This window comes from Streptomyces sp. NPDC058239 (genome assembly GCF_042882185.1).
Taxonomy (GTDB): domain Bacteria; phylum Actinomycetota; class Actinomycetes; order Streptomycetales; family Streptomycetaceae; genus Streptomyces.
Map to the genome: position 1 here is coordinate 1 of NZ_JBHVWS010000087.1, position 22,847 is coordinate 22,847.

General features: G+C 68.9%; 19 protein-coding genes and 2 pseudogenes. 13 read left to right on the top strand and 8 right to left on the bottom strand.

Annotation, left to right across the window (positions count from 1 at the left end):
• Nucleotides 1-289: alcohol dehydrogenase catalytic domain-containing protein (locus tag ACFVYE_RS44450; protein ID WP_389609198.1), on the bottom strand; the 289-nt coding region annotated here is incomplete at its 3' end.
• Between the two features lie 71 nt (nt 290-360).
• Between ACFVYE_RS44450 and ACFVYE_RS44455 the strand changes: the two genes are divergently transcribed.
• Entirely contained in the window at nt 361-930 is a 570-nt protein-coding gene (locus ACFVYE_RS44455; protein ID WP_383977102.1) for a TetR/AcrR family transcriptional regulator, read from the top strand.
• Nucleotides 931-1,581: 651 nt separating this feature from the next.
• On the opposite strand, the gene ACFVYE_RS44460 is transcribed toward ACFVYE_RS44455, so the two are convergent.
• Both ACFVYE_RS44460 and ACFVYE_RS44465 read right to left on the bottom strand, forming a co-directional pair.
• A complete protein-coding gene (locus tag ACFVYE_RS44460) occupies nt 1,582-1,977 on the bottom strand; it encodes a tail fiber domain-containing protein (RefSeq protein WP_389609200.1) in 396 nt (131 codons plus the stop codon).
• A gap of 38 nt (nt 1,978-2,015) precedes the next feature.
• The gene (locus ACFVYE_RS44465) at nt 2,016-2,330 is read right to left on the bottom strand and encodes a hypothetical protein (protein WP_383977108.1); all 315 of its coding nucleotides are present in this window, start codon (nt 2,328-2,330) and stop codon (nt 2,016-2,018) included.
• A gap of 243 nt (nt 2,331-2,573) precedes the next feature.
• Here ACFVYE_RS44465 and ACFVYE_RS44470 point away from each other — a divergent pair, with 243 nt between their 5' ends.
• The 5 genes and pseudogenes from ACFVYE_RS44470 to ACFVYE_RS44490 all read left to right on the top strand — a co-directional run bounded on the left by ACFVYE_RS44470 (nt 2,574) and on the right by ACFVYE_RS44490 (nt 8,619).
• Nucleotides 2,574-3,158, top strand: coding sequence for a hypothetical protein (locus ACFVYE_RS44470; protein ID WP_389609202.1), 585 nt, complete (start codon nt 2,574-2,576; stop codon nt 3,156-3,158).
• Between the two features lie 179 nt (nt 3,159-3,337).
• The gene (locus tag ACFVYE_RS44475; RefSeq protein WP_389609204.1) at nt 3,338-5,914 is read left to right on the top strand and encodes a tetratricopeptide repeat protein; all 2,577 of its coding nucleotides are present in this window, start codon (nt 3,338-3,340) and stop codon (nt 5,912-5,914) included.
• A 162-nt stretch (nt 5,915-6,076) separates the two neighbouring features.
• On the top strand, nt 6,077-6,340 hold the full coding sequence (locus ACFVYE_RS44480) for a hypothetical protein (RefSeq protein ID WP_389609206.1): 264 nt from the start codon (nt 6,077-6,079) through the stop codon (nt 6,338-6,340).
• Between the two features lie 4 nt (nt 6,341-6,344).
• Nucleotides 6,345-7,373 (top strand): NAD(P)/FAD-dependent oxidoreductase, encoded by a 1,029-nt coding sequence (locus tag ACFVYE_RS44485; RefSeq protein WP_389609208.1) that lies wholly within the window; start codon nt 6,345-6,347, stop codon nt 7,371-7,373.
• Between the two features lie 626 nt (nt 7,374-7,999).
• Nucleotides 8,000-8,619: pseudogene (locus ACFVYE_RS44490) on the top strand (response regulator).
• Between the two features lie 234 nt (nt 8,620-8,853).
• Here the strand turns inward: ACFVYE_RS44490 and ACFVYE_RS44495 are convergent.
• Together ACFVYE_RS44495 and ACFVYE_RS44500 are read right to left on the bottom strand one after the other, a co-directional pair.
• A complete protein-coding gene (locus ACFVYE_RS44495; RefSeq protein WP_383977122.1) occupies nt 8,854-9,576 on the bottom strand; it encodes a response regulator in 723 nt (240 codons plus the stop codon).
• Nucleotides 9,573-10,799, bottom strand: coding sequence for a sensor histidine kinase (locus tag ACFVYE_RS44500; RefSeq protein ID WP_389609210.1), 1,227 nt, complete (start codon nt 10,797-10,799; stop codon nt 9,573-9,575). Before ACFVYE_RS44500 ends, ACFVYE_RS44495 begins: the two co-directional genes overlap by 4 nt.
• A 241-nt stretch (nt 10,800-11,040) precedes the next feature.
• Here ACFVYE_RS44500 and ACFVYE_RS44505 point away from each other — a divergent pair, with 241 nt between their 5' ends.
• The gene (locus tag ACFVYE_RS44505; RefSeq protein ID WP_389609212.1) at nt 11,041-13,281 is read left to right on the top strand and encodes an MMPL family transporter; all 2,241 of its coding nucleotides are present in this window, start codon (nt 11,041-11,043) and stop codon (nt 13,279-13,281) included.
• 337 nt (nt 13,282-13,618) lie between these two features.
• Nucleotides 13,619-15,358 (top strand): alpha/beta hydrolase, encoded by a 1,740-nt coding sequence (locus ACFVYE_RS44510; protein ID WP_389609214.1) that lies wholly within the window; start codon nt 13,619-13,621, stop codon nt 15,356-15,358.
• A 509-nt stretch (nt 15,359-15,867) separates the two neighbouring features.
• Here the strand turns inward: ACFVYE_RS44510 and ACFVYE_RS44515 are convergent.
• Both ACFVYE_RS44515 and ACFVYE_RS44520 read right to left on the bottom strand, forming a co-directional pair.
• Nucleotides 15,868-17,451, bottom strand: a complete 1,584-nt coding sequence (locus ACFVYE_RS44515; RefSeq protein ID WP_389609216.1) for an alpha/beta hydrolase — start codon at nt 17,449-17,451, stop codon at nt 15,868-15,870.
• Nucleotides 17,452-18,307: 856 nt separating this feature from the next.
• Nucleotides 18,308-18,766 carry a MarR family winged helix-turn-helix transcriptional regulator gene (locus tag ACFVYE_RS44520; RefSeq protein ID WP_389609218.1) on the bottom strand — a complete coding sequence of 153 codons (459 nt, stop codon included), beginning with the start codon at nt 18,764-18,766 and terminating at the stop codon, nt 18,308-18,310.
• Between the two features lie 63 nt (nt 18,767-18,829).
• On the opposite strand from ACFVYE_RS44520, the gene ACFVYE_RS44525 reads away from it, so the two are divergent.
• Nucleotides 18,830-19,198, top strand: a complete 369-nt coding sequence (locus ACFVYE_RS44525) for a VOC family protein (RefSeq protein ID WP_389609220.1) — start codon at nt 18,830-18,832, stop codon at nt 19,196-19,198.
• A gap of 243 nt (nt 19,199-19,441) precedes the next feature.
• Here ACFVYE_RS44525 and ACFVYE_RS44530 read toward each other — a convergent pair whose 3' ends face one another.
• Nucleotides 19,442-19,930, bottom strand: a complete 489-nt coding sequence (locus ACFVYE_RS44530; protein ID WP_389609221.1) for a carboxymuconolactone decarboxylase family protein — start codon at nt 19,928-19,930, stop codon at nt 19,442-19,444.
• Nucleotides 19,931-20,426: 496 nt separating this feature from the next.
• On the opposite strand from ACFVYE_RS44530, the gene ACFVYE_RS44535 reads away from it, so the two are divergent.
• From ACFVYE_RS44535 to ACFVYE_RS44550, 4 genes and pseudogenes are all read left to right on the top strand, one after another.
• Nucleotides 20,427-20,555 (top strand): hypothetical protein, encoded by a 129-nt coding sequence (locus ACFVYE_RS44535; RefSeq protein WP_389609223.1) that lies wholly within the window; start codon nt 20,427-20,429, stop codon nt 20,553-20,555.
• Between the two features lie 566 nt (nt 20,556-21,121).
• A complete protein-coding gene (locus ACFVYE_RS44540; protein WP_389609225.1) occupies nt 21,122-21,427 on the top strand; it encodes a hypothetical protein in 306 nt (101 codons plus the stop codon).
• Between the two features lie 38 nt (nt 21,428-21,465).
• Nucleotides 21,466-21,648: pseudogene (locus ACFVYE_RS44545) on the top strand (IS5/IS1182 family transposase); the annotation flags it as partial.
• A 116-nt stretch (nt 21,649-21,764) separates the two neighbouring features.
• Nucleotides 21,765-22,355, top strand: coding sequence for a beta/gamma crystallin domain-containing protein (locus ACFVYE_RS44550; RefSeq protein ID WP_389609227.1), 591 nt, complete (start codon nt 21,765-21,767; stop codon nt 22,353-22,355).
• The last annotated feature ends 492 nt before the right edge of the window (nt 22,356-22,847 follow it).

The window sequence follows — 22,847 nt, forward strand, 5'->3', positions numbered from 1 at the left end:
CGCAATCGGGGCTCGCCCCTCGCCCGAACAGGTGGTCGCCCACCTCGACCCCTTCGCCCCCCTCCCCGACCTTGCCCCCCCCCCGGGAGGCGTCCTGCCCGACTCCGGCGGGCAGGACGACCGGGCGGACCTTCTGGAACTGGCCTTCACGGATTCTCCAGTCGACGGGGTTCACGCCCGCCGCCCGCACGGCGATGCGTATCTGGCCGGGGCCCGCGTGGGGCTCCTCGGCGCCTTCGAGGTGGAGAACGTCGGGACCGCCGAACTCGGCGAAGCTCACTCTCTTCATGCAGCCGACCGTAACACTAACGGTTGTTGTTTAGGAACAGTTACTCCTTTGGATTTGATAGTGTCAGTGACATGACCGAGCCGCCCGGACGCCGTGAGCGCAAGAAGGCCGCGACCCGACAGAAGATCGCCGACACCGCCCTGCAGCTCTTCCTGGATCGCGGGTACGACGCGGTGGGCATCCGCGATGTGGCCGCCGAGGCCGACGTGGCCGTCACCACGCTCTTCTCCCACTTCGCCTCGAAAGAGGCCCTGGTGTTCGAGCAGGACGACAACTTCGAGCAACGCCTCACGCAGGCGGTCACCAACCGCGCACCGCACGAACCGCTCATCCCCGCACTGCGCCGCGAGATCCAGGAGATGGTCCGGCACTGCACGGCAGACGGCACCGTCCCGATCTACCGCATGATCGACGAGTCACGTGCCCTGCGGGAGTACGAGGAGTCGATGCGGCTGCGTCATGCAGAGTCGCTGGCAACGGCCATCGCTGCCGATCCCGGCCTGTCACAGACCACAACGGCCTGCCGGACGATCGCAAGGTTCGTGATCGACGCCTATTCGCTGGCCCGTGAGACGGACGATCCGCAGGCTGCGGTGGACGAGATCTTCCAGATGATCGAGGCGGCCTGGGAAGTCACCTGACGTACCACTCTGCGAGCATCGCCCGCGAGGTCGGGCCCACCCTGGCGGCAGGCTCAAGGACGTCAGGATCTCCTGCAGAGCAACTACTTCGGCGGGGCTGGCGCAGGGTGCCCGGACAGCTGCCTGGGGAACGGCACAGCCAAGGACCGTTGTGCCTCTACCGAGAGCGCGACTTCCGCCAAAGCCAGGTCGACTGAGAACCCCGGGCCTCCGTCTTCTCAAACGACCCGGCATCCCGGCAGATCAACAGCTCGCTACCTGACACATTCACTTCGACAGGACAATGCACCTCGCTGACCTGCTGTTTATCCGGTTCTCGCGCACACCAGCGGAGGAAACCAGCTGTTGCGACTGAGCGCTGTACCCGGCCCGTGTGGCCGAGTGCGGCACTCGGTGTCCGGGCCCTGATGTGCCTTGCCGGATCCGGGTCAGTTACTACTCGGATGCACGAGGCATGTGCGCTGGCTGGGCGGAAGCCACCTGCCCCAAGGGCGTGGCCGTAGCGGCTCCGACCGAGCTGAAGTGCGCCACCGCGCCTGGGCTGGTGGGCTACGCCGGCCCCGGGCCACTCGCTGATCACGTTGGTCTCGGAACCGAGGCTCGGCGGATTTCCGGTGATACGTACGTCAGCTCATGTTCCGGGCCGGCCCTTCAACCCGGGTCGGCGGCTCCGGGACCGCTGGGGTGGTATGCCGGTGAACTCTGGGCTCGTAGGGCCGTGACTTCGTTTCGTAGTTCGGTCAGTTCCCGGTGCAGTGCCTGGATAGCGACGATGGCCACTCCGTTGGCATCGGTGCAGCAGATCGTTCGGTCGTTCTCGCCGACCCCGAACGCTTTCCACCAGTCCTGCGCCATGGGGCCCAGGTGGCGTACGTGTGGCGGGTCCCAGTGGTACCGCCACGTGCTGACCGGCAGCTGTACCACCTGCTCCAGCACCTGGTAACCGTTGACCGGATCGCTACCGCGCACCGCACCCGACACGGCATCGGACGTCAGACCGGCCGCAGAAGCACCCTGCCGCAGGCGCATCCTGACCAGGGCCGGCATCCATATCCTGGCCAAGGACCCTTTCAACCGCCGGTAGCTCATCGCTCCCAGACCACCGCGGTAACCTCAGTCTTCAGCCCACGATCCGAAAAGAGCAGGCTGCCCCCACCACCGCGGTTCTCAGGGCTGTTCACCGGCAGCTGGACCAGACCGCTGCCCACCCCGCTGCTGTAAGCCGTCACGCCAACCGCCGTGACCTCACGGTCCTTGTTGATCATCGTGGTGTCGTAAGCGGCATTGCCGGCCGCCAGAATGTTCGTGCTCGCGACGGCTGGAACGCTCAATGCACCTGTACCGGTAGCCGCCATGGCTGTCAGCACCAGCAGACGGCGGGCAACGCGCTTCGTGGACATTAAGCATCCTTCCGGCCGGGACGCCGAGTGCGTCCGTGACACCCCTAACGGCCTAATGCCCCAAAAGGCACGCAGGTTTCCGCGCCTCTTCCGGCCCCACGCTCGTAGCAGCGATCGCGTCCGCAGTTTCCTACATTCGGAGTTGGCGAGCGGTCTCGGCATGTCACGCCATGCTGCCGTCGGACGCGGCCCGGAAGAGGTATCGAGGGCCGAGCGCCGCTGTACGCCGCACCGCGTCACCTTATGCTCCAGGACGTCCTCGGCGAACCGGAGTGGGCCGACATTCTCATGCCCGCCGACCGGCGCGGCCCGACCCCGCTGTTCTGGTCCCACGTGCGCCCGTACGGCGAGGTCAACCTCGACATGGACGCCCGCCTGAACCTCACTGCCGTTGCGGTGCCTGGCCCCCCCCCCGCACATCGGAAGATGAGGGGCTCGGCCAAAGCGCTCCCGTCGCGACTCGGCCTGAGCGACGATGACGGGATGACGTTGAAGCGCGTGGTGTTGGTCGTGACGTGCGTGGTGGTTGCTGTCCTGGGGTGGGTGTTCGCCGTCTCGCAGTGGGAGACAGCGAGCCGGATCGCGACGGTGGCCTCCGCTCTCGCAGGTGTGGCAGCGGTAGGTATCGGAATCTGGGCAGCGCTCCCTGGTGCCAGCCAATCAGCCATCGTCGTTCGCGAAACCAGCACCGCCAAGACAGCAGGCAAGGGCACCGCAGTCACGGGTTATCACGGGAGCGGATCTGCGCGCCCCGTCACTGTCGAGCGGACAGGCGATGCCGAAGCGACCGGAGACGGCGACGCCATCAGCGGATACAGCGAGAAGTAGCCCAGGGCAGCAGGAGGGGGAGCGGTATGGCGGGACGGCGGGGTATCGAGGTTCGGGACACAGGTCAAGCGACTTCCGGGCCGGCAGGAGTATCGATCAGCGGATACCACAGCGGCGACATCACGACCGTGCACGTGCATGGGCGGGAGCCGGACCCGTGGCCGCACCAGGTCGGTGTCATGCCCCGCGAAGCAGCGGCCTTCCAGGGACGAGACGAGACCGACCAGCTGCGGGCCGCGCTGACCAACAGCGGCACCGCGGTGCTGTGCCAGGTGCTGCGCGGCACCGGCGGCGTCGGCAAGACCCAGCTCGCCGCCCGCTACGCGCGGCAGGCGTGGACTGGGGACGAATTGGATGTGCTGGTCTGGGTCAGCGCCAGCAGCCGCCCCGCCATCGTCTCCGCCTTCGCCCAGGCTGCCGAAGAACTCCTCGCCCTCGAACCTGGCGACCCCGAGCGATCCGCACAGGCATTCCTGAGATGGCTTGAACCTAAGCCGCCAGTGTCCGAGCCCGTGTGCCGGTGGCTGGTCGTACTGGACGATGTCGCCGACCCCGCTGACGTGACCGGGCTGTGGCCGGCGAAGAGCCCGTACGGCCGCACGGTGGTCACCACGCGGCGCCGCGATGCCGCTCTACCCGGACATCGGATCGACCTTGGGGTATTTACTCCGGCTCAGGCAGTCGCCTATCTGGTTGACTTCCTTGCCGAGCACGGACGGCACGATGACCCGGACGAGATCCGTGCGCTGGCGCAGGACCTTGGCTACCTGCCGCTAGCCCTTTCGCAGGCTGCTGCCTACATCGTCGATGCCGGCATTTCCGTCGGCTGCTCACCGTGTACCCACCGACAGTGCCACAGCTACCGCCGCCGACTCGCCGACCGCGCAACCAACCTCGCCAGCGTGCTGCCCGAGCCAAGCACGCTGCCAGACGACCAGAACACCACCGTGGCCGTCACCTGGTCGCTGTCGATCGAACGCGCTAACAACCTCAACCCCGCCGGTCTCGCCTGTCCCGCGCTTCAGCTCACGGCCATGCTGGATCCGAACGGCATTCCCCAGAGCGTCCTGACCAGTGGGCCCGCCCGGACCTACCTCGCTCAGCACCGTGCCCAGACCGGAGTCGAGCAGACCACCGCGGATGAAGTGACGGAGCTGGACGTGTGGGGCGCACTCCGTGCTCTGCACCGTCTGAGCCTCATCGACCACGATCCCGACTCTCCACAGCAGTCAGTGCGCATTCACCAGCTCATCCAGCGTGCTACCCGCGACACTCTGAGTCCTCAGGGGCGTAGCCAGACAGCCCGCGCCGCTGGTGACGCCTTACTCGAGGACTGTGAGAGTTGGCCCGACCCCCACCTCCCGTTGGCTCAGACGCTGAGAGCCAACGGACAAGCCGTCATCCACTGCGCTGGAGACGCCCTATTCAGCGGGAGTATGCACCATCACCTGTTTATGCATGTTGGCGTCAGTTTGAGCGAGGCGGGTCAGTTCACTGCTGCCGTGGAGCACTTCCAGGATCTGGTGAACAGGGCTCGGGCCTCCCTCGGTTCGGACCACCCCGAGACAATGCTGGCTCGGGACAACCTTGCCTCGAATCGAGGACAGGCTGGCGATGCACGCGGTGCGGTGGATGCTCTAACTGAGCTTCTAACCGACCGGCTCCGGATCCTAGGACCCGACGACCCCAGGACTCTGAACACTCGCTTCGGTCTTGCTCGATGGCGGGGAGAGACGGGAGACGCGGCCGGAGCTGCGGAGGCTTACGCCGAACTCCTGACCGACCAGCTACGGATCCAAGGACCCGACCACCCCAGGACTCTGAACACTCGCTTCGGTCTTGCCCGATGGCGTGGAAGTGCTGGAGACGCGGCCGGAGCTGCGGAGGCTTACGCCGAGCTCCTGACCGACCACCTGCGGATCCAAGGACCCGACCACCCCGACACTCTGGAAACTCGCCACCTCAGCGCGGAGTGGCGCGGGCGCGCGGGGGATGCCGCTGGAGCTGCGGAGGCCTTGGCCGAGCTTCTGACAGACCGGGTTCGGGATCTCGGCCCTGACCACCCCCAGACCCTGCACGATCGGTGCTGCCTGGCAACGTGGCGCGGCAATGCTGGAGACGCGGCCGGAGCCGCCGAGGCTCTGGCCGCACTGCTCACCGACCATCTGCGGATCCAGGGACCCGACCACCCCGAGACTCTGAACACTCGCTTCGGTCTTGCTCGATGGCGGGGAGAGGCGGGAGACGCGGCTGGAGCCGCCGAGGCATACGCCGAGCTGCTCACCGACCACCTGCGGATCCAGGGACCCGACCACCCAAACACCTTGCGGGCCCGCCTTGGGTTTGCCATCTGGCGGAGCGATTCTGACGCGGCCGGAGCTGCCGAGGCTCTGGCCGCACTGCTCACCGACTACCTGCGGATCCAGGGACCCGACCACCCGGACACCTTGGAGGCCCGCTTTTGGCTGGCCCGATGCCGGGGCGAGGCTGGAGACGCGGCCGGAGCTGCGGAGGCCCTGGCCGAACTGCTCACCGACCAATCACGAATCTGGGATCCCAACCACGCCGACATCCTGAGTACGCAGAACGAGCTTGCCTACTGGATGGCCATTCGGCGCGGAGAGGCGGGGGACGCAACCGGAGCTGTGGAGGCCCTGGCCGCACTACTGGTCGACCGGCTGCAAATGTATGGACCCGACCATCCCAGCACCATGAGAATGAAAGACCAGCTCGAACACTGGCGAAAGCGGGCTTGATAGAGGCAGTCACGACGACACTGCCGATCTCCTCACCCCTGTCCCCGCCGTGCGGACAGGCGCCGTCGTGGCGGCCCTCGAGCAAGCTCGGTTCGACGCGCGGCAGGACTCGCGGCACGAGCACCTGGCCGACGACGACCGCGGCCGCGCAGAGCTCGCGGAGTGGGGACCGACCAGTTGCTTGCCGCCGCGGCCCCGGGCACCGTCTACGACCCGGACACCGACGTCGTCGTCCAGGCCGAGCTCGCCGCCGAAGCCGCGGCCGTCGCCGCCCGGGAAGCCGAGTTGCGCGAAGCAGCCCGGATCGCGGGCCGCGCCGATGAGCTCCGGGCGCTGCGCGAGCTGGGCACGCTGGAGCAGGCCGAGCCGCGCGAGGGCGACGAAGCGGCCCGCGACGAACTCACGCGCCACGCGGGCGGACGCTAGGGTCGTGAACGTGTTGAGCTCATCGGTGAGTGGGGACTTGGTCGTCGTCGGCGCCGGCATTGTCGGCGCATCGGTGGCCTATCACGCCGCCCGGGCGGGCGCCGCGGTGACGTTGGTCGACGCCGGGCGGCCAGGCGCCGGCGTGACGGCGGACTCGTTCGCCTGGGTCGGAGCGTCTGGCGTGCGTAGAGGTCCGGCCGCCGGGCTGCGGGCCACCGCAACGGCGGAGTACCACCGACTCGGGGCAGAGTTGCCGGGACTCCCGGTTACCTGGTCCGGCTCGCTGAGCTGGACCAGGGAGGACAGTGCGCCGGACGCCGGGCCCGGGCAGACGATCGTGGACGCGGCCACCGTGGCGACGCTCGAGCCCACCCTTCGGCAGCCTCCGGAGTGGGCTGTCTGGGCGCCGGGCGACGGCGCTGTTGACTCGGTGGGCGTGACCGAGCGGCTGGTCGCGGCCGCTCGCACCCACGGAGCTCGGGTACATCTGGACACGCCGGTTACCGCGGTCCGCCGGGATACAGCGGGCCAGATTACCGGGGTTGAGACGGCAGCAGGACCCCTCTCCGGTGCGACGGTGGTGCTGGCGGCCGGAGTTGCCACGGCCGCGCTGAGCGCGCCGCTCGGCGTGCGCGTCCCGGTCGAACCGTCGCCGTCGCCGTTGTTCCGGCTCCGCGCCCCGGCCGGTCTGGTCCGCACCGTGGTCAACACTGAGGACTTCGATCTTCGGCAGGTCGCCGCGGACCGGCTGATCGCCGCCGCGGACTCGCCCGAACGGACCCTTGCCGCCGTTCGGTCCACTTTCCATGGCGCCGGGAGCGTCGAGCTGCTCAGCACCCGACTCGGAGCGCGCCCAATGCCGGCCGACGGTGAGCCGATCGTCGGCCCGGTCGCCGAGGTCCCCGGCCTCTACTTGGCAGTGATGCACTCGGCGGTCACGCTCGCCGCGGCCGTGGGCCGCCTGGTCGCGCGGGAGTTGGCCGACGGAACCGTTGAGTCGGCTCTGTCAGGTTGCCGCCCGGATCGCTTCTAATGGCACGGCCCCGGTGCAGCCTGCCCCGCTGCTGCTCTCGGAGCAGGACACGCTGACGGCCGCCACGATCCAGGCGGCGGTGGCGGGCGAGGTGCTCTCCGCCGACCCGGTGGCGGCGCGGGCCGCCCTGCGCAGCATCGAGGAGTCGACCCGGGCCGCCCTTGAGGACCTGGACTATGTGCTGGGCATGCTGCGTGAGGAACAGGCGGGGACGGCGCCGGCCCGGACCCTGGCCGACCTGCCCGAGCTGCTCGACCGGTTGCGGCACGCGGGCGCGGTGGTGGAGCCGGAGCTGTCGGGCGATTTCACGCAGGTGCAGGGGACGCTCTCCCGGGCGGCGTACCGGATCCTGCAGGAGGGGCTGACGAACGCGCTGCGGCACGGAACGGGCGGACCGATCGAGGTCAAGGCAGTGGCCACGCCGGACACGCTGGGGCTCAGTGTGGTCAACCGGAGCGGGACGGGGACGAGTTCGGTTGCGAGTGTCTTCCCGACGTCCGGGCACGGCCTGCCGGGGCTTGCTGAGCGCGTGCGGCTGCTGCACGGCGAGATCGAGGCCGGCCCGGACGGGCCGGAGCGCCTCCAGCAGCACCCCTGTCACCCTCGTGATCGCGGACGACGACGAGATGACCCGCAGCGGTCTGTGCACGCTGCTCGGGATGCAGCCGGGGATCGCAGTGGTCGGGGAGGCTGCCGACGGCTTCGAGGCCGTCGAGCGGGCGCGGCAGTTGCGGCCGGACGTGGTCCTGATGGACGTGCGGATGCCGCGCCTCAACGGCATCGAGTCCACCCGGCAGCTCCTCGAGGAGTCGGCCGAACCGCCGAAAGTCGTGGTGATCACTACCCTCGAGAACGACGGCTACGTCACCGCCGCACTCAGCGCCGGGGCCGGCGGCTTCGTGCTCAAGCGGCTCCCGGTCCCGCAGATCGCGGAAGCAGTGCGGGTGGTCGCGGCGGGCGAGGCGATCCTCTTCCCGGCGGCCCTGCGCCAGATGGTCACCGCCCGCCCGCTGGGCTCCGGCGAGGCGCTGCCGCAGGCGGCGCTGACGGGCCGGGAGGAGGGGTGCTGCGCTTGATGGCCACCGGCCTGTCCAACCCGCAGATCGCGGAGTCGCTCACGGTGAGCCTGGAGACGGTGAAGACCCACGTCGGGAACGTGCTGACCAAGCTCGGTGCGCAGAACCGGACCCACGCGGTGGTGATCGCGTACGATACCGACCTGGTCGTGCCCGGGGTCGCGGGCTGACGCGACATCAGGTGGACTGACCCGGCCTGCCTGTGCCGCTGAACCAGCGTCCGGGGCAGTCCACGCTCTGGACGCCTCCCCACCCCGGGGCAGGCCCGGCTATGGGAACTTGGGGAGTTACCCGCCCTCGCGTCAGGAGAAGTCGGCCGCGTAGGAGTTTCGGGAGGCCCTGCCGATGGCCCGGCCCTCCTCGACACCACCCTGTGCAAGCAGTGAGCGCACCGGTCGGCCCGGCTATGCGGTGTTTCCGTCGCCGCGCGGGTTGCCGGTTGCCGTGCGGGCGGTGACCAGCCCCGATTCGTAGGCCGCGATGACCGCCTGGGCGCGGTCACGGACGTCGAGCTTGCCGAAGATGCTGGTGATGTAGTTCTTGACCGTGGAGACGCTGATGTGCAGTTCGTGGGCGATCTCGGCGTTGTCGAGACCGGTGGCCATCAGACGCCACACCTCGACCTCCCGGGGTGTGAGTTCGCCCAGGTCGGTGGGGAGTGGCTGCGACGCGCCGTGAGAGGCCCGTACGTAGGTGGAGATCAGCCGGGTGAGCAGACGCGGCGCGACGACGGCCTCGCCTGCGTGGACGGTGCGGATCGCCGCGCTCAGGTCCTCCGGCGAGCTGTCCTTGGGCAGGAACCCGCAGGCTCCGGCGCGCAGGGCACCCACGACGTACTCGTCCATGTCGAAGGTGCTGAGGGCCAGGACCCGGCAGCCGGGCACGGTGGCGGCGAGTTCCCCGGTCGCGCCGATACCGTCGAGGACGGGCATCCGGATGTCCATCACCACGACGTCGGGGCGCAGTCGGCGGGCGAGGGCGACAGCCTGCGCGCCGTCCTCGGCCTCTCCCACGACCTCGAAGGACGGGTCGGGGGAGAGGATCAGCGACAGGCCGCGCCGGACCAGCGGCTGGTCGTCCGCGATCAGCACTCTGATCCTCGGTGTGTTCGGCCGGGTCCCGGTCATCGGTGTGCCCCCTCGTGCTGGACGGCTGCTTCGGCCGCCTCGTCCGTGGTCAGCGGCAGGTCGGCCACCACTGCGAACCCGCCGTCGGCCTGCGGGCCGACGGCGAGGGTGCCGCCGTGCAGGGCGACGCGCTCGCGCATGCCGATCAGGCCGTAACCGCCCGAGCCCACCGACGACGCCCCCTCCTGCGGCGGTGTGCTCCCACCGTCGTCCCGCACTTCGACGGTGACCCGATCCTGGCGATACGTCAGCCGTACGGACGCGCGGGCGGGCCCCGCGTACTTGCGGGCGTTGGTGAGGGCTTCCTGGGTGATTCTGAACACCGTGAGGCCGACGGTCGGCGGCAGCGGGCGCTGCGGCCCGTGGACGCTGAACTCCGTCGGCAGTCCGGCAAGGCGGGATTCGGCCACCAGACGGTCGAGGTCGTCGACGCCCGGCTGGGGCTGCGACGGCGCGGACTCCGGTTCGTCACCGGCCCGCAGCACATCGAGGAGCTGGCGCATCTCGCGCAGGGCGAGCCGCCCGGAGGATTCCAGGGTGACCAGGGCGTCCCGGACCACCTCCGGTCGGGCGAGGTTGGCCCGGGCTCCGCCGGCCATCAGCTGCATGGTGGTGATGTGGTGGGCCACGATGTCGTGCAGCTCCCGTGCGATGCGGCGGCGTTCGTCGGCCACCGCACGGTCGGCGAGAAGTCTGCGGTTCGCCGCTACCTCCCGCTGCCAGCGGTTGACCGCCATGGCGGTGCCGACGACGATCAGGGCGGAGAGGGGCGTGACAGCGGCGTCCTGCCAGGGCGGAATCCGGCCGTGGCTCTGGCTCAGCAACGTCAGCGACACCGTCGCGACGGCCGCGACCGCTGTCACCCGGCCGGTGCAGGCCCTGGCGACTGAGTACAGGGCGACCAGCAGGACGGCACCGAAGTGTCTGGGCAGCGGCGCGGTCAGGGTGGCTGTCGTATCGAGTGCCAGTACGGCAGTGAGCGCCACCACCGGGTGGCTGCGCCGGACGAGCAACGGCAGGGCTGCCAGCGCGACGAGGAGGAACCCGGCCACGCTCACGGCGTATCGGCCGTCGGGGTCGTCGAAGAACACGTAGCTGAGCAGGTTCATCGCGCAGGCCCCGCCGGTCACGAGTGCGTCATTGCGGGACCACGGCGGCCCGGCGCTGTCGATGTGCAGCGGCTCCCGGGCATCGCCGGGCCCGATGTGTCGGCGCCTGCGCATGTCTGTTCTCCCTGTGTCCGGCCTTACGGCCTCCGGTACAGAGTTGCACAGCAGTTGCAGCGGCAGCACCGTCGGTGGCAGCTCGCGGCCCGCGACCAGGATGGGGACCAGGACCTGGGTCCTGGTCCCTGGCCGGGGCAGGACCCAGGGCCCCGGCCCGGATCATCCGCTGCCAGGACGCTACCCGGCCCCTCGGGGTGATGGTCTGGATACCGGCCGGGAGCCCCCGGCAGACGTCCGCATGCAAGTCCGTCCGCCGGAGGACATCGTGATCCGCGCCCTGACCGGATACTCCACCAGACACCCGTGGAAAGTCATCGCCCTCTGGGCGGTGCTGGGTGTCGTGCTGAGCGCCCTGGCCCCGACACTGATCGGCCGCGTCACCCAGAACCAGACCGGGGATTTCCTGCCCAAGAGCTACGACTCGGCCGCCGCCCTGGAGATTGCCGAGGAACAGTTCGGGGTGAACCCCGACGCAACCACCGTGACGATGCTGGTCGCCCGGTCCGACGGAAAGGCTCTCGGCGCCGCCGACCAGAAGCGGGTCGAGGCCGAGGCGGCGAAGCTGGCGCAGCGCCGGGTGATCATGCCCAGGGAGGACGACAGACCGAAATTCCTGGTCCCGGACCGCTCCCAGACACCCCGGATCGCCCCGGCGATGGTGGCACCCGACCGGAGTTTCGAACTGCTCTCCGTCGAGCTGATCGGGAACCGTACGGACAAGGGGGTCCAGGGCGTCTACCGGGCCTTCAGGGACGCCGCCCGGACGCAGTTCTCCGAGGCGGGGATGCGCACCGGCTTCACCGGAAGTCTCGCCGACACCGTCGACACCACCGATTCCCACGAGACCGCCGCGAAGGTCGGGGGCGCCCTCCTCATGGGGCTCATCCTGCTGATCAACGTGCTGGTGTTCCGCAGCGTGCTGGCGGCCCTGCTGCCGCTGGTCGCGGTCGCCATGATCATCGGCGTGGCGGGGGGAGCCGTCGCGGGTGCCGCGATACTCACCGGGCGCAAGCTCGACGCGGGCACCCCTGATCTGATCAGCGTGGTCCTGCTCGGCATCGGCATCGACTACCTGCTGTTCCTGCTGTTCCGCTTCCGCGAGCAACTGCGCGCCCGGCCGGAGCAGTCCGCCCGCGAGGCGGCCGGGCAGGTCTCGGGACGGGTGGGCACCGCGATCACCTCGGCGGCGCTGACCATCGTGGCCGGGTTCGCCACGCTGGGCGTGGCGACCTTCGGCCAGTTCCGCTCGCTGGGCCCCGCCATCGCCGTCGCGGTCCTGGTGATGCTGCTCGGCAGCCTCACCCTGCTGCCGGCGCTGCTCGCGGCCGCCGGGCGCAAGATGTTCTGGCCCTCCAAGGCCCTCGGCCACGAGCCCGACGAGGGCCGTGCCGCCCGCTTCGGGGCGCGGGTCGCACGACGACCGATGACGATGACGTTCGCCTCCGTCGCCCTGCTTGCCGCGCTGGCCGCCGGGCTGATCGGGATCCGCATGGACTACGGCCAGGGCAACGCCGCTGCCGAGACCCCTGCGGCGGCCACCGCGACCGAGATATCCCGTGCGCTGCCGGCCGGAGTGTCGGACCCGACGAGCGTCTTCGTCACCGCCACTGACGGCGGCACCCTCACCGCAGGCCGGCTCGACGGCCTCTCCCGTGCTCTCACCCAGGTCAAGGGCGTGGGCCAGGTCGCACGGACCGTCCTGAACAAGGACCACCGCGCCGCCCGGATCGACCTCTACCCGACCGCGGACCCGCAGAGCCAGCAGGCCCGCGACCTGGCCTCCGGACCCGTGCGGGCAGCGGTCGCCCAGTACACACCCGCCGGAACGACGGCACACGTGGGCGGAACGGCGGCGATCTACGCCGACATCTCCACCGCCGTCGACCACGACCTGAAGATCGTGTTTCCGGTCGCGGCCGCACTGATTGCGCTGATCCTCCTGCTGCTCCTGCGCAGCCTGCTCGCACCGGTGATCCTGATGCTCTCCGTCGGGCTCGGCTTCGCCGCCACCCTCGGCGCCGCCACCCTGCTCTTCCAGCACGTCCTCGGCAAGCCGGGCGTCAACTTCTCCCTCCCGCTCGTGCTGTTTCTGTTCGTCGTGGCACTGGGCACCGACTACAACATCCTGATCAGCGACCGGATCCGGGAGGAAATGCAGCGACCGGGCCCGGCCCGCGCCGCCGTGGCCCGCGCGGTGCAGCACACGACACCGGCCATCGCGACCGCAGGCCTGGTCCTTGCCGGCTCCTTCGCCACCCTCGCCACGACCCCGGGCAACGAGCAGATCGCCTTCGCAATGACGCTCGGAATCCTGCTCTCCGCGCTCGTCCTCTCGCTGGTGCTGGTCCCCGCCCTTACCGCACTCCTCGGACGGAGCACCTGGTGGCCGGTCCGCCCACGGCCCACCAAGGGCGGCCACTCGCAGCACCGTGCGAACTCACCTGCCCCGGAACCCGACCGGGTCATGATGGCGGACTGACCGAACGGCTCAGGTGACCCGTGAGCACCTCATCTGTCCGGCGTGGCCTCGAATGGTTGAGCGTGCGCACCCGTGACAGCCACCAGATGTTTCAAGAGCCGTCAGAAACACCCTAGAAGCCCACTGGAAATCTTGAAATCGCGCCCGGCCCAGGCAGGTTTGCCCCGATCGATTTTTAGGGGCGAAGCGGTTGAGTCAGGCAGTCGAAACAAGATCTTCATCGGACTTCTAGGTCCACAGCAACGAGGTGCCTGGTACCGAGCCGAAGCCGACTTCCGCGCCGCCCTGGACACCGCGTTCCGCGCCACCGACCGTACCCACCAACCCAAGGAGACCTGTGACCATCCTCAGCCCCACCGCGCGGCGCGCCTCCGCCGCGAGCCTCACCCTCGCGGCCTGCTTCATCACTTCCCCCGCCCTGGCCTCAGCTTCAGAGGCCCCCGCCAAGAACGGCACCCGAGCCGGGCTCGACCAGTACTACCGGCAACACCTCGGCTGGGGCAGCTGCGTCACGGGCCCCGTCGACACGACGGGCCGCGATCTGGACAAGGCCGGTGTGCAGTGCGCGGACGTCACCGTGCCGCTCGACTACGCCCACCCCGCAGGGCGCACGATCACCCTCGCGATATCCCGGCTCAAGGCCACTGACACCCACCACCGCATCGGATCGATCCTGCTGAACAACGGCGGGCCAGGCGGACCTTCAGTCCAGTCGCCGCCGGACGTCCGCAAGGCGATGAAGGACGTCGGCGCGCGCTACGACATCGTCGGCTTCGACCCACGCTTCGTCGGCCGCAGCACCCCACTGGACTGCGGCTGGCCCGTCGGCACGTCCTGGTTCTCGGCCGGCACCAGTCGGGCAGGCTTCGACCGCCAGGTCGCCCTGCAGAAGAGCCTTGCCAAGAAGTGCCGCACCCATGACGCCTCAGTGCTGCCGTACATCAGTACCCGCAACACGGCCCGTGACATGGATGTCGTCCGCGGCGCGCTCGGCGAGCGGAAGATCTCCTACCTCGGCTACTCGTACGGCACCTACTTGGGCACGGTTTACACCCAGATGTTCCCCGGCCGCTACGACCGCGTCGTGCTCGACGGCGCGGTCGCCCCCGCCGACTACGGCCCCCGCCTGACGAAGGGCACCGAGCGCGCGAGCGAGAAGGCGCTGTCCGCCTGGGCCGCGTGGGCGGCGGACCGCGACGCCGAATACGGCCTCGGCCGCACCCGCGCCCAGGTTCTCGCCACCATCGACCGCGTCATCAGGGCATCCGCCAGCGGCCCGCTGACCGTCGGCACCGGCTCGGACACCTTCCGGATCGACGACACCCAGGTGCCGGTCCTCCTCTACTCCAGCATCGGGGACGACACCGACCCGACCCGGGCGTTCCTCGCCGAGCAACTGGCCGTGCTGAGCAGGGCCGCACGGGGCACGGCGCCGACGCCGCTCTCGCCGGAGTTCGCCGCGACGCTCCGGTACCTACTGCACGGCGCGGCCGAACCGTCGGGAGTCCAGGCCGCGGTCCTCTGCGGGGACGTGGCCGCCCCGCGCGACCCCGAGGTCTACTGGCGCGACATCGAACGCAGCCGGGCCGCACACCCGGTGTTCGGACCAATGACCAACAACATCGGCCCCTGCGCCTTCTGGGACCGCCCCCGCGAGGAACCCACCGAGGTCCGCCGCGACGCCCCGGTACTGATCGTGGCAGCCACCGGCGACCCCCGCACCACCTACAAGAGCAGCGTGACCCTGCACGAGCAACTGCCCGGCTCCAAGCTGCTCACCCTCAAGGGCGCCAACCGGCACGCCCTCTTCGGCCGCTACGGCAACGCCTGCGTGGACGACGAGGTCAACAGGTACCTGGCTACCGGCAAACTGCCGACGAAGAATCAGACTTGCGTCAAGCGCGCCGGTGAGGCGTCTTCGTCGGATTTGATGACGACGAAGACGTTGTCCGCGTCGATGGGGGCGTCGATCAGCAGCAACACCGCGGCGATCACTGGTGCAGCCGCCGCGCTGATCGTCGCTGGTGGCGGCACCGCCGTCGCAGTGCGCCGCCGCAAGACCCGCCGCGCCGCCTGAGCGGAACCGGCGCAACCCAAGGGCGGCATCCCCTCGGCGGGGTGCCGCCCTTCGCCAGCGTCTGGCCCACCGTCATTCGCCCCAAGCCCCGAACCGCTCCCGCAGCATCCGGACCTCGGTACTCCCGAACCAGCCAGGGAGCACTGCGACCACTGAACCGTTCCGGGTTTGATCGAGGCTCGGTGTCCTGCGACGCGCCGGCGGCGACTGGACGACCACCGGCATCACGCACCCAGGTCCGCAGCGTCTCGGGTTGACGTTCAGATCAGCCGCGACGTCCTTGGACGTCCGCCTGCCGGCCGAAGCCCGCCACAACGCGATCGCGTCGGACCGGAACTCCGCACTGTACTGCCGCGGGGCCCCCGAACCCGGACACCGGGTCGGAACGTCACTCGCGGGCCCGCCCCGCGCGTACAGCCGGTGTGCGGGGCGGGCCGTTCCTGTCGAACCTCCCCCTCAAGATGGGTGTGGCTCCTCCTGAGGGAAGATCCTGATCAAGGAATGTGCGCTCACCTGGGCTGAAGCCCGGCTTGCTTGGAGCAGGTCCGGTCGTTGGCGGGTAGCCGGCCGGTGGCCAGGTACTGGTTGACCTTGTTGTCGACGCAGGTGTTCTCGTACAGTCCGTAGATCGCGTGCCGGTTCGCACCCTTGAGGGTGATCAGCTTGGAGCTCGGCAGCAGGCCGTGCAGGGCAACGGCACCCTTGTGGGGGGTGCGCGTGTCGCCGGTGGCGGACACGATCAGCGCCTTGGTGTCGTGCTTCACCTGGGTGGGTTCCTCGCGGGGCCGGTCCCAAAAGGCGCACGGGCCGATGTTGTTGGCCAGCGCGCCGAAGCGCGGGTACGCGGCGCGGCTGCGCTCGATGGCCCGCCAGTAGACCTCGGGGTCGCGCGGGGCCGCCACGTCCCCGCAGATGACCGCGGACTGCACACTGCCGTGGTGTGACTGCTCGCCGGTCAGCGCGAACCGCAGCAGCCCGGCGAACTGCGGTGACAGCCGGGTCGGCTGCCCGGCCGCGGCCTCGTTCAGCACGGACACCTGCTCGCCGAGGGCCGCGCGGGACGCGTCGGTGTCGCTGTCGAGGCCGGCGAGCAGGAGGAACGGGGTCTGGGTGTCGTCAAGTCGGAAGGCATCCGGGGCGCTGCCGACGGTCAGCGGTGCGCGCGCGGATGCCCTGATGACGCGGTCGATGGTGGCGAGAACCTGGGCGCGGGTGCGGCCGAGGCCGTAGGTGTCATTGCGGGCGGCAGCCCAAGAGGCCCAGTCGGCGAGCGCCTGCTCGTTCTCACCGACGGCCTCCCGGAGCAGCCGGGGGCCGAACTTGCGTGGGTCGATGGCGCCGTCCAGGACCATGCGGTCGGTGCGGCCGGGGAACATCTGGGTGTAGACGGTGCCCAGGTAGGTGCCGTACGAGTAGCCGAAGTAGGAGATCTTCTTCTCGTCGAGCGCGCCGCGGATGACGTCCATGTCGCGGGCCGTGTTGCGGGTGGTGACGTGCGGCAGCACGGAGGCGTTGGTGGCCCGGCACTTGTCGGCCAGGTCCTTCTGGAGGGCGACCTGGCGCTCGAAGCTCGCCCGGCTGTGACCGGCCGAGAAGAGGTTGGTGCCGACGGGCAAACCGCAGTCCAGCGGGGTGCTGCGGCCGACGAAGCGCGGGTCGAAGCCGACGATGTCGTAACGCGGGCCAACCTTCTTCATCCACGCGTGGAATTCCGGCGGGGATTCGAGGGCGGTGCCGCCGGGGCCGCCGTTGTTGAGCAGGATCGAGCCGATGCGGTGGCGGGTGTCAGTGGCCTTGAGCCGGGATATCGCGACGGTGATCGTACGGCCCCGGGGGGCGGCGTAGTCGAGCGGCACAGTGACGTCCGCGCACTGCACGCCGGCCTTGTCCAGATCACGGCCCATGGTGTCGCCCGAGCTCTTGGCGCAGCTGCCCCAGCCCAGGCGCTGATCATAATAACGGTCGAGCCGGGCTTCGGACTTCGACATGGTGGGGGCCGGCGCGGCCGTGGCGGTGGGGGCCGCGCCGACGCAGGCGACGAGGGCGAGGCCCACCGCAGTGGTGCGGCGCACGGCAGGGCTGGAGGTGATCACGAAGCCTCCTTGGGGGGCTGGGTGTTGTGGTCGGAAGTGCCAGTCGTATGTGCCGCGTCGGCCGTGGGTACGGCAACCGCCACCACGTCCGACGGGACAGCCGACACCGCTGCAGACCGGGCCGGTCGGTGCCTGTCGAAGGGGGATCTCTTCGCCCCGTTCCGTATATGTCTCACACCGTAGACGCTATGGGCAGCAGTAGCCCCCACTCACTACGGCTGTCCCCCCAGTCCCGGTGCGGCCATCCCCAGCAACGGATCGTCCACGGCCCTGCACTGAGACCATGACAACAGCTCAACATCCCGGACGGCACTGTCACGTTGACTGACCGGGTGGGATGATCTTCTGATTGGTCATGTTGGGAGGGGTCGTCCGTGGACAGCGCGCCGCCGTCGTACAAGGGGCACCGGTACCCGGTGGAGATCACCGCGCACTGTGTGAATTCCCGCTGCATCGCCTCCACAGGAAGACCCCTCAGCTGACCAGAGCACCGAAATCCGGCACTGCGGGCCCGGGCCGGCCGGTCGGCTCGAAGAACAAGAACCGGGCCCGCGAACACCCCGTCGAAAAACACAGCAAAAACCGACACGATGAAGGCCGGCGCAGACAGGCAGGCACCATAAACGCCAAGCTTGGAGGGCTGGGACTGGTCGAAATAGATGTCACGTGGTTGCGGTGTCTGTCATCAATGCCCAGTTCGGCGAACTTCCATATGCGGAGATGGCCCACGACATAACGGGCTCATCGCAGAAGAGGGTGTAGTCGGGGGCTGTCGGTTTTCGAGGTCGCCTGCACGGATCTCCACGCTCGGCTGCACTCCTGTCCGGGCGCGACGAGACGTGCGCCGGGGAACGAGCTATGCACCGGCGTTGCCATCGTGCAGGGAATGGATCATGCTCTGCAGGATCCGGAACGCACCTGACAGCTCGGTCTCGGTCATGCCGGCCAGCATTCTGACCTCGACGGACCGGACCGCTACGGTCGCCTTCTTCAGGCTCCGTCGGCCGCGAGGCGTGAGCCGCGCGGGAAGAACCTTCCCGACGGGCGCCTCCGCAGGCCTGGTCACGTAGCCCTCTCGTTCCAGGGCCTGGAGCAGCACGTTCATCGACTGCCGTGTCACGAACGCGCCACGCGCGAGCTCGGAGTTCGACAAGCCCGGCCGTTGAGCCAGCAGCTCGAGGCAGGAGTAGTGCGTCACGCTCATCCCGAGTGGCCGCAGCACCTCCTCCATGGCTGCGCGCAGGGCGCTGGAAGCCTCTTTCAGCAGGTAGCCCAGTGATTTATCGAGGTCGACGCCGACACCGTTTTGACTCATGTCAGAATTCTGACATACGTTGGCCTGTGTCAGGAATCTGACACGAAGGGAAGGAGCATCATCATGCCTGCCACCGGCCCCGACTTCATCTCGCTCCAGGTGCGCGACCTCGACGCTTCGCAGGCGTTCTACGAGCAGTACCTCGGCCTCGTCCGCTCCCAGGCCGGACCTCCGCACGCCGTCGTCTTCGAGACGAAGCCGATCGCGTTCGCACTCCGCGACGTCGTTCCCGGCACCGATCTCACATCCGTTGCTCAGCCCGGCATTGGTGCCGCGATCTGGCTCCACGCCACCGACGTCCAGGCCATCCACGATGCTCTCGTCGCCGACGGTCACACCATCGTCTCCGCACCGATTGACGGCCCCTTCGGCCGGACATTCACCTTCGCCGACCCCGACGGCTACCAAGTCACTCTCCACGACCGCGCCTGATAAGCCAAACGCCCCCGAAGACCGCCGGTTGCGCCCGAGGCGCGAGAATCCGGGCGACATTTCCCCCTGACCGCTCGGCCTACTCCCGCAGCAGCCCCGTCTCCGGAACACAGATCTGGCAGGCCTCGATGTCCGGCTCCCCGCGACTGCCAGCCTGGACGCCCTTCTGGCGGCACTGCATGTGTTCGTCGATGACCATGTGGCCCTATGTCGCCGGGTCGGGTGACCTCGCTGACGGACAGGTCAGTCCCACTGCTCGTCCGCGAGGGAGCTGACCGGCTGCGGCTTGCCGATGACGGCGAGGGCGATGAAGAAGTTGATCTGGCCGATCGCGATGGTCAGGGTGGCCAGCGCCTTCTCGTCGTAGTGCTTCGCCACCTCGGTGTACAGCTCGTCGGAGACGCGCTCCTTGCCGTGTGGGGCGGGCTGGAGGGTGGCCTCCACCAAGGCGAGGGCGGCGCGCTCGGCGTCGGTGAAGTACGGGGCGTCCTGCCAGGAGGAGACGGCGGTGATGCGCTCCTCGGACTCCCCGGCCTTGCGCAGGAAGCCGGTGTTCAGGATTGTCAGGTAGGTGTTGCCGACGATCTGCCCGGCGCGCAGGTGGACGAGGTTCATCGTGGTGCGCGGCACCGAGTGGTTGCCCGTGGCCCGGAAGAGGGCGGCGCTGATGTCGTTCAGCTCGGGAACGAACTCGGCCGGGTTGGGCATCCGGGAGATGGAGGTGTTCGACATGGCTGCTCTCCTTCGCTTCGGCCTCTTTGGCCTCTTCACAGCACTGACGGATCGGCACACGCAGATGTGACAGAAATCCGGAAAAGTTCTCTGGCGTGCTCCCCGACCTGGTGACAACCCTGTTTTTCCAGGGCCGCGGCCCTCCCGCTCACCGCCGGGCAGACCTCGCCGGCACTGGTGTGGGACGAGCGATACGGATGGCGCACCGCCAACAGCCGACGCCACCCGATCGGCAAGGACACCGGTACTGCTCCAGAAGGCGAGGGGGCACTGTGATGGTGGTCAAAGGCCTGCACCCGGAGAGGACGGCCCGGCTTGAGTCGCTCGTGGATGAGTGCCGACCCGTGCGCAGGCGGCGAAGAAAGGTATTGCCGCTGCCGCGCGGCTCGCTGCGGGCCGCGTACCCGGGCACCTGCCCGGCCTGCTTCAAGAACTACGACAAGGGCGAGGCCATCGTGACCGACGGCTGGGGACACCCCGGCTGCGAGCCCGGCAGATGTCGGCAGCCGAGCGGGAGTTCGCCAGGAACAAGGCCAGGATCGAGAGCGGCGAGACGTTCCGCGCTCAGAAGCCCTCCGACTGGCGGCGCGGGTCCTCGCGGTCCAGCGCCCGTCCCGCCCGCTGAGCCTCCGCCGGGCGATGTGGCATCGGCCACGGACGAACCGTCCGGCCAAAGGGGTGGTCAAGGGGTAGAACGGACAACACGGGCCGGGATGAGCAGACTGCGGACAAGGGGTGATCCCGCAGGGTGGCGCCCGTCCCGCGCGCGACAGGTGCGCGCGGGACGGACGGGAGGAACGAGCATCCCGTGCCCACATCCGCGCCCGCACCGACCTCCGCTGCCCCTTCCCGCCGCCGCGCCCGTCCAGCACGATGGAGCCCGGCACACCGTGACGCCGCCGCCCGGCCCGTGCCGTCCGCGCCGTGCTCGCAGCGGTGGGCAAGCCCCGGTGAGCTCCTGCCGTCGGCGCTTGCGTTCCCACTGCCGAAGCCACTTCCGTGCCAGACGCCCGCGCACCCTGCATTTCCCCTGGTCACCACGGCCTTCCGAAGCTGCGCCGGATCGTCACAACCCTCTTCTCTCCCCTTGTACTTGAGTTGGTTGTCGGTGGTGGAGGAGATCATCGGGTCCGGGGGGCCAGTGCTCTCCGCGGCCGGGGGTCGGACGCGATTGACGGGAGGGCGGGCCTGATGGCGGGCAAGCGCAAGGCGAACGAGGCGGGATCGTCGAACGGCCTGCGCGGCGACGTGCTGTGCGTGCTCGGGGTGCTCAAGGTCGCGACCGCCGACCAGATACAGCGGCTGGCCGCGCCGTACCTGACCTACCGGCACACCCTGAAGAAGACAGCGGCCCTGCGGAAGGAGGCGCGCACCGCCTCCCACCGTGGTGCGGCGAACGACCTGCGCAGGCACGGCCTGTCCGTCGACGGCGGCCGCACACGGGGCGGGGAAGAGGTCCGGATCAGCCGGAAACCGCAGGTAACGGCTATGACTTGAGACCGTTCCCTATGTGGAGACGACTCGTTGATCTTGACATGGGGCAAAGTGCGTGGAGCTGGATTGCTCCGGACGGGCTGTGGGAGATCCCGGCGCCATTGATTCCGCCGTCGAAGGTGCGGCCTCAAGACTGCGGGACGCAGGACACGCCTGATGAGACGTTGTTTGCCGCGATCATCTACGTGCTGGTCAGCGGCTGGAAATTCGTCTTGCCGGCCTGCCCTCGCGGTCAACAGGCGAGTCCCAGGCCGGATCGCACCAGGCCCCATGTACGACGCCGTGTGTCCGGTAACGGTGCGCAGGCGATCAAGGCTCAGGCACGACACGGGAGAGGTACATGAGCGACAACGCCACGTTCTACACCCAGCTCGCCTACGCGGGCGACGCGCATTCCTACAAGCTCGGCTCGGACGAGTCGCTGTATCCCGGCGATCTCAACGACAAGTTCAAGTCCCTGCGGGTGGGCAAGCTGGTAAAGGTGCTCGCCTGGCAGCACAACGAGTCCGGGCAGTACCGGGAGTGGGACACCGACCAGGAGAACATCACCGACATCGGAGGGCTGTCCCGGTTCAAGGTGGCGGCTTCCACCACACTGCCCATTGCCGCCCGGCTCCAGGACCTCACTGGCGCTCCTGAGGGCAGTTACAGCCTGAAGGTGTCTTCGTACGAAGTCGGCGAGGCCACCATCTCCTCCGGCGATCCAGAGTTCCGTCTGGTGGGCATCATGCCGGAGTCCGGCCCGCCGGTCACCACAGCCATCTACGTCCGCAACGGAGACGGCCATTACGTCGCCACAGGAGCGGTCCACTTCACCTGGAACAGCAACACCAAATCGGTCGACATCGCCGACGCGACGAACTTTCCCGAGAACATGGAAAACGAACGCACCGGCCGCAACGAGTTCACCTTCAGGCTCGTGAGCGTGTAGCAGCCGTCAGCACTGTAATAGCCCCGGAGCGACAAGGTCGGAGGGGCAGAGGACCCCTCCGACCCCGGTGCGTCTATGCCCTGCCCTCGGTCAGCCCGTCGGCGATGTTTTCGATGTAGAGCAGGCTCCACTCCACTCCACTCTGGCCTGCCACCCGGCCCCCTCACCGGTGTACCGGCCCTCCGCGTCGGCCCGGATCCGACCGGCCGGGGTATCGCACGGCGGTTCGCTGCTCACCGACTGTTCGACTGGTGCATCGTCAGGAGCATTGTTGTATCTGGGGGAGAGGACAACCGCGTTCATGGAGAACTTCTTCGAGCGGGTGGGGCGCTTCTGGCCGACGGGGCGCCGCGATCTGCACTGGCACATCCTGCCGACTCCGGATGAGGCCGGCGCCCTCGCCGCACCGTAAAAGTGCAGGTTCGCATTTCTGATGTCCCTTTCTCATTGACGGTGGCCTTTATCTGGCCCAAGGGACAGGGCAGTGAGACG